The organism is Rhodovibrio sodomensis (assembly GCF_016583645.1).
In the GTDB taxonomy this organism is placed as follows: Bacteria; Pseudomonadota; Alphaproteobacteria; order Kiloniellales; family Rhodovibrionaceae; genus Rhodovibrio; species Rhodovibrio sodomensis.
On record NZ_NRRL01000180.1, the window covers coordinates 1 to 6,446 of the forward strand.

The following is a 6,446-nucleotide window of genomic DNA, read 5'->3' on the forward strand; positions in this document are numbered from 1 at the left end:
TGCGCCCGACCGCGACCCGCCCGAGCCCGGCACCGGAACCGATCGGCACGCCGACAGCAACAGCCACGCCGGCGTCGGCGGCGCCGGCGTGCTGGCCGACGGCGGCACGCCCGGCGGGTCGGACGCGCTGTTCGCCAAGCTGCGCGCGCTCGGCATCGCGACCGGGACGCTGCAGCACGATCCCGTGTTCACGGTCGAGGAAGCCAAGCGCCTGCGCGGCGAACTGCCGGGCGGGCACACCAAGAACCTGTTCCTGCGCAACAAGAAGGGCCGGATGTGGCTGGTCGTCTGCCTGGAGGACCGGGAGATCGACCTGAAGGCGCTGGCCGCGCAACTGGACAGCGGCCGCCTGTCGTTCGGCAGCGCCGACCGGCTGATGCAGTACCTGGGCGTGGTGCCGGGCGCGGTGACGCCGTTCGCGGCGCTGAACGATACCGGCGGCCGGGTCCAGGTGATGCTCGACCGCGGCATGCTGGACGCGCACGACCGCCTGAACTTCCACCCACTGGACAACGCCATGACCACCGCCATCGCGCCGGGCGATCTGGTGCGCTTCCTGCAGGCGGTGGACCACGATCCGGGCTACCTGGACCTCGCCTGAGCGCGCCCTTGAGGCCGGCCCGGGCCCGCTCGCGCGCCGGCGCGGCGGCCGGGGGCTTTCGGACACTTGTCACATCCCCGCCCCGCCGCCATTTAGACGTTCGGCGGCGCAGGCAGACGCCGCGGCGAACGGGCGCGCGGCGCCCGGCAGCGGGCCCAGCCGGCACGGCCGGGGCACCGACCGGGCCGCGCCGCCTGAGCGAACGCCGCGCCCCGGCGGCGCCCTCTCGGAAGAGGCGACCTGCCCGGCTGCGCGCGGACGCGATCGCGCGCACGCCGCGGCCCACTCAGAACCGACGACCCTCGGACCCGCCGAACACGGCATCCGATCAACTTCGGCAGATAGGACGGGCAAACGCGATGGAAACCATCATCGGCCAGAACAGCGGCGGCGGCGGCCAGACCGGCGGCGCCGGCGATCCGGTCACGACCGCCGGCCAGCAGGACTTCACCCAGAAGGTGATCGAAGGGTCCCAGCAGACCCCGGTGATCTGCTACTTCCACTCCCCGCGCGACGGCTCGGCGGAGACCGTCGGCAGCGCGCTCGAGCAGGCGGTCCGCCAGCAGCGCGGCGCGGTCAAGCTGGTCAAGGTCGACGTCGATCAGAACCGCCAGCTGGCCCAGCAGCTGCGCCTGCAATCGCTGCCCACGGTCTACGCCTTCGTGCAGGGCCAGCCGTACGACGGCTTCGCGGGCGCGCAGGCGGACGCCCAGCAGGTCCAGCAGTTCGTCCAGCAGGTCGCCCAGCAGGGCGGCGGCGGTCAGGACCAGCAGGCGCAGATCGACCACGCCCTGCAGCAGGCCAAGGGCGCGCTCGACGCCGGCGAGGTCTCGACCGCCCAGCAGATCTACGGCCAGGTGCTGCAGGTCGACGAGCAGAACGCCGGTGCGCTCGCCGGGCTGATCCGCTGCCACCTCGCGAACGACGACGTCCAGGGCGCGCGCGAGATCTACGACAGCCTGACCGAGGAGATGCAGCAGTCGGGCGAGCTGGCCGCGGCCAAGGCGGCGATCGACCTCGCCGAGGAGACCGCCAAGGCGCGCGGCGACCTGGGCGACCTGGAACAGGCGGTCCAGCAGAACCCGGACGACCTGCAGGCGCGCTACGACCTCGCGCTCGGCTACAACGCGGCGGGCAAGCGCGAGGAGGCCTGCGACCAGCTGCTCGAGATCATCAAGCGCAACAAGGAGTGGGAAGACGACGCCGCGCGCAAGCAGCTGGTCAAGTTCTTCGAGGCCTGGGGCCCGAAGGACGAGGTGACGCTGAGCGCCCGCCGGCGGCTGTCGTCGATCCTGTTTTCCTAAGTAAGGACCCACATGTCTTCGTCGCACCCGTTCGATCCCGAATACGACGAGCTGCCGGGGGAGCTGCCGATCTTTCCGCTGTCCGGCGTGCTGCTGCTGCCGGGCGGCCGTTTGCCGCTCAACATTTTCGAGCCGCGCTACCTGAACATGGTCCGCGACGCGCTGCGCACGCAGCGCCTGGTCGGAATGGTGCAGCCGGCGGTGGACGACGCGGACCAGACGGCGCGGTTCGGCAGCTTCGAGGTCGAGGACGACGAGGAAGCCGGCTACACCGCGACCGAGCCGCAGGAGACCCGATTCGACGCCGGCGCGGCGCCGGTCTACCGCACCGGCTGTGCCGGACGGATCGTGTCCTTCTCGGAAACCGACGACGGGCGCTATCTGGTCACGCTCAAGGGCTTGTTGCGCTTCCGGATTCAGGAGGAGCTGACGCTGAAGGACGGCTACCGCCGGGTGGTCCCCGACTACAGCCCGTTCGCCAGCGACCTGACCCCGGAGCAGGCGGCCTATTTCGACCGCGACCGGCTGCTCGAGGCGTTGACTTATTACTTCACGCAGCAGGGCATCGAGGCGGACTGGGACGCCATCCGGGAGGCGTCGAACGACCGGCTGGTGACCTCGCTCGCCATGGTCTGCCCGTTCTCCAGCGCGGAGAAGCAGGCGCTTCTGGAGGCGCGCGACGCCAGCCAGCGGGCCGAGACGATGACCACGATCCTGGAAATGGCGGTGCTCGACCGCCCCGCCCCGGAAGGCCGCGCCGCCTCCCGCCACTAGAGCAAAATCGATCAAGGTCGCGCCGACCTTGATCGTGAATTTTGCTCTAGCTGCTTGAAGAGAGAGCAAGATTCAGCTGAAAGGTGGCTTCCCCTTTCAGCATCTTGCTCTAGCTGTCGGCCCCCGGATCCGCCGACCCGCGCCCCCCGCTGGACGCCCGCGCGGCGGCGCGCCAGGATAGCGGCCAGCACCGAGGGCAAGATGCTGAAAGGCGGACTCAGCTTTCAGCTGAATCTTGCCCTAGCTTCACCAAGTTAGAGCTACATTCGGCTGGAAGGCCGTGTCGGCCTTCCAGCAGGTAGCGCTAAGACGGCACAGCGCGAGACCCGACATGAGCGACCAAACGCCCGACACCGATGGCCCGCACGCGGACAGCGCGGTCGACCCAAAGCTCCTGGAAATCCTGGTTTGCCCGCTGACCAAAGGGCCGCTGGACTACGACGCCAAGGCCCAGGAGCTGATCAGCCGGCAGGCCAAGCTCGCCTATCCGATCCGCGACGGCATCCCGATCATGCTCCCCGACGAGGCCCGCCGGATCGACGAGTAGCGCCGGGTTGAAGGCGCTTGGGCGCGGGGTTAGCTGTTTGAGTCGATAAATGCGCGTCGGCACGGCCTTGCGGAGGGTCCCCTCTCCCTTGAGGGGAGAGGGCCAGGGTGAGGGTGGAACTCCTCGGATAGTGCCCAGGGGTCCCACCCTCACCCTGCCACGCCCAGATGGGCGCGGGCCCGTCCCTCTCCCGTCAAGGGAGAGGGGATAGCGCGGCCGCCTCGCGTTTACGCGACCTACAGCATCTACGCGACCTACAGCATCAGGACACGTCCGCGATGGCGAAGGACATCCAGTCCGACGAGGCGCAGCCCTACGGCACCCAGCACTGGCCGTTGGAGATCCGTTACGCCAAGGAGCGCAAGGAGCTGGAAGTCGACTTCGACGATGGGCGCACGTTCGTCTATCCGGCGGAATTCCTGCGCGTCGAGAGTCCGTCCGCGGAGGTGCAGGGGCACAGCCCGTCCGAAAAGCAGACCGTCTCGGGGCGCAAGTACGTCGGCATCATGAACATCGAGCCGGTCGGCAACTACGCCGTCAAGATCCACTTCGACGACCTGCACGACACCGGCATCTTCTCCTGGGCCTACCTGCGCCAGCTGGGCGAGAACAAGGACGCGATCTGGCAGCGCTACCTGGACGCCCTGGAAAAGCGCGGCGTCAGCCGCGAGCCGCGGCGGCGGGGGTCGTCTTAGGTTTCAGCTGATTCCCCGGCCATAACTGATCCCCCTCCTCCAGTGGGAGCAGGGGTTAGGGGAGGAGGGTGCCGCGATGCCGACGCTGCAGGCTACCTGCTCTCCCTAGCCCTCTCCTCCCAGTGGAGGCGAGGGGACGAGTTGTCCGGCGCCCACCCCTCCGTGTCTTGGTGTCTTGGCGGCGATCGCACGCGAAGACGCCCGCCGCGATCTCACGCGGCGGGCGTTTCCACGGCGAATAAAATCGGCGGGCGGCGTTACGCCTGCGTATCGACGTTGCCGCCCTGGCCGTTGGCGCCGCCGCCGTTCTGGCTGCCGCCGTTCTGGCCGCCGGCGGCCTTGGCGACGCCGACGCGCGCCGGGCGCAGCAGGCGATCGTTCAGGATGTAGCCTTCCTGCACGACGTGCACGACCGAGCCCGGCTTGTGCTCGTCGGTCGGCACCTCGTACATCGCCTCGTGATAGTGCGGGTCGAACTTTTCGCCGGCCGCCGGGGACAGCTTCTTGATGCTGTGCTTGTCGAACGCGTCGGCCAGTTCCTTCTCGGTCATCTGCACGCCGGACAGCAGGTTCTTCAGCGTCTCGTCCTGCTCGGCCTTGTCCTGCGGCACGCTCTCAAGCGCGCGGCGCAGGTTGTCGGCCACCCCCAGCAGGTCCTTGGCGAGCGGCGCGGCGGCGTACTTCATCGCCTCCTGGCGCTCGCGGTCGGCGCGCCGGCGGACGTTCTCGGTCTCCGCCATGGCGCGCTGCAGGCGGTTCTTCAGGTCGTCGATCTCCTGCTGCAGCTCGGCGCGCGGATCCGCCGGCGCCTCGGCCTCGGGATCGCCCTCGCCCTGGGCGTTGGCGTTGCGCGCGGCTTCCTCGGCCAGGCGCGCGGCCTCCTGGGCGGCCGCCTTGGCGTTCGCCTCGGACTTGGCCTGTTCGGGATCCTGGCCGCCCGGCTCCGCGCCGGCGTTCTGGCCCTGCTGGCCTGTCTCATGACTCTGGCCGCTGGGATCCTGGCTCTCGTGCTTGTCGTTCGCGCGGTTGTTGTTCGCCGTCATGTGTCGGGTCCGTTGTGGTCTGGTCCGTTCCGTCGGGTGCATGCGTCGTGTCCGCCGCTCCCTCATCTGTGGATGAGCGGCGCGGATGAAAAGGCGTGCGGGCGGGAAAAGCCGCGCCGCGCGGGAACCGCGGATGCCGGCGCTCAGCCGACCAGCCGGCTCATCACCTTGGCGGTGTAGTCGACCATCGGGATGATCCGGGCGTAGTCGATCCGGGTCGGGCCGATCACCCCGATCGCGCCGACGAAGCGCTGGTCGCTGTTGGCATACGGCGCGATCACCATGGAGCAGTCGGTGGCGCCGAACAGCTCGCTTTCCGCGCCGATGAAGATCTGCACGCCTTGCGCGTCGTCGGCGAGGTCGAGCAGCTTGACCAGCGATTCCTTCTTCTCCAGCGCGGAGAACAGGTTGCGCACCTTCTCCAGGTCCTCGAGCGCGCTCACGTCCTCCAGCAGGTGCGCCTGGCCGCGCACGATCAGCGCGCCCTCGTTGGCCTCCGACCAGTCGGCCACGCCCTGCTCGACCAGCCGGCGGGTCAGGGCGTTCAGCTCCTGGCGCTCCTGCTGCAGCTCCTGCTGCACCACCCGCTGCGCCTCGCTCAGCGTGCGCCCGACCAGCTTGCTGGACAGGTAGTTCGACGCCTCCACCAGCGAGGACGGCGGCAGGCCCATGGGCACGTCGATGATCCGGTTCTCGACCGCGCCGGAGTTGGTGACCATGACGCACAGCGCCCGGCCGGGGCCGAGCGAGACGAACTCGATGTGCTTCAGCGGCTCCTCGAACTTGGGCGCGACGACCAGCCCGGCGCACTTCGACAGGTCGGAGAGCATGCGGCTCGCCTCCGCCATCGTGTCGGGCAGGCTGCGCCCGCTGGCGGCGCAGCGCGCCTCGATGTTCTCGCGCTCGCGCGGATCCAGGTTGCCCTTTTCCAACAGACCGTCGACGAACAGCCGCAGCCCCTGGTCGGTCGGCAGCCGCCCGGCGGAGGTGTGCGGCGCGTACAGCAGCCCCAGTTCCTCCAGCTCCGCCATGGTGTTGCGCAGCGTGGCGGGCGACAGCCCCATGCCCAGCTGGCGCGCCAGGGTGCGCGAGCCGATCGGCGCGCCGGTCGCGACATAGGCATCGACGATATGCCGGAAGATCTCGCGCGAACGCTGATCCAACGCACTCAGATCGGTGCGTCCGCTCAGACCACCTCGCCGCTCTGTCATGGGGAAACTCACCACCTGCACTTGCCTTTTCAAGATAGGAAGCGCGGGGCAGGCGGTCAACGTGACGCCCGGCGCGCTTCCGGCCGGCGCGCTTCCGGCCGGGACGACCGGTTACCGCCGTTCCGGGCGCGCGGGCGTTCCGGGCGCGCGGCTGGACGCTCGGGGGCCGATCCGATAGCCTGCGCGGCGCGCGACGCCCCAGACTTCCTCGATAGCCCAGACCCGCCGGGGCGCGGCCGTTTCCGACACCCCCGGTCCGACACCCCCGGCT

Annotated in this window: 7 protein-coding genes; 5 read left to right on the top strand and 2 right to left on the bottom strand. The window is 69.7% G+C overall.

Going from position 1 to position 6,446, the window contains the following annotated elements; translation table 11 throughout:
* The 5 genes from CKO28_RS26220 to CKO28_RS26240 all read left to right on the top strand — a co-directional run.
* The coding region (locus CKO28_RS26220; protein WP_338050251.1) for a prolyl-tRNA synthetase associated domain-containing protein at positions 1-601 on the top strand (601 nt) is incomplete at its 5' end.
* 359 nt (positions 602-960) lie between these two features.
* Positions 961-1,905 (top strand): tetratricopeptide repeat protein, encoded by a 945-nt coding sequence (locus tag CKO28_RS26225; RefSeq protein WP_200344186.1) that lies wholly within the window; start codon positions 961-963, stop codon positions 1,903-1,905.
* A 12-nt stretch (positions 1,906-1,917) separates the two neighbouring features.
* A complete protein-coding gene (locus tag CKO28_RS26230; protein ID WP_200344188.1) occupies positions 1,918-2,679 on the top strand; it encodes an LON peptidase substrate-binding domain-containing protein in 762 nt (253 codons plus the stop codon).
* A 331-nt stretch (positions 2,680-3,010) separates the two neighbouring features.
* Positions 3,011-3,226: a Trm112 family protein gene (locus tag CKO28_RS26235; RefSeq protein WP_200344190.1), complete on the top strand. Its 216-nt coding sequence runs from the start codon at positions 3,011-3,013 to the stop codon at positions 3,224-3,226.
* Positions 3,227-3,504: 278 nt separating this feature from the next.
* Positions 3,505-3,921 (top strand): gamma-butyrobetaine hydroxylase family protein, encoded by a 417-nt coding sequence (locus CKO28_RS26240; RefSeq protein ID WP_200344192.1) that lies wholly within the window; start codon positions 3,505-3,507, stop codon positions 3,919-3,921.
* Positions 3,922-4,178: 257 nt separating this feature from the next.
* Here the strand turns inward: CKO28_RS26240 and grpE are convergent, their stop codons facing one another.
* Both grpE and hrcA read right to left on the bottom strand, forming a co-directional pair.
* Positions 4,179-4,964 (bottom strand): nucleotide exchange factor GrpE, encoded by a 786-nt coding sequence (gene grpE, locus CKO28_RS26245; RefSeq protein ID WP_200344194.1) that lies wholly within the window; start codon positions 4,962-4,964, stop codon positions 4,179-4,181.
* A 143-nt stretch (positions 4,965-5,107) separates the two neighbouring features.
* Positions 5,108-6,175: a heat-inducible transcriptional repressor HrcA gene (hrcA, locus tag CKO28_RS26250; RefSeq protein ID WP_200344196.1), complete on the bottom strand. Its 1,068-nt coding sequence runs from the start codon at positions 6,173-6,175 to the stop codon at positions 5,108-5,110.
* Between the last annotated feature and the right edge of the window lie 271 nt (positions 6,176-6,446).

Coding starts and splice junctions, on each gene's coding strand:
- CKO28_RS26225 (WP_200344186.1), top strand. CDS start 961: ATGGAAACCATCATCGGCCAGAACAGCGGCGGCGGCGGCCAGACCGGC.
- CKO28_RS26230 (WP_200344188.1), top strand. CDS start 1,918: ATGTCTTCGTCGCACCCGTTCGATCCCGAATACGACGAGCTGCCGGGG.
- CKO28_RS26235 (WP_200344190.1), top strand. CDS start 3,011: ATGAGCGACCAAACGCCCGACACCGATGGCCCGCACGCGGACAGCGCG.
- CKO28_RS26240 (WP_200344192.1), top strand. CDS start 3,505: ATGGCGAAGGACATCCAGTCCGACGAGGCGCAGCCCTACGGCACCCAG.
- grpE (WP_200344194.1), bottom strand. CDS start 4,964: ATGACGGCGAACAACAACCGCGCGAACGACAAGCACGAGAGCCAGGAT.
- hrcA (WP_200344196.1), bottom strand. CDS start 6,175: ATGACAGAGCGGCGAGGTGGTCTGAGCGGACGCACCGATCTGAGTGCG.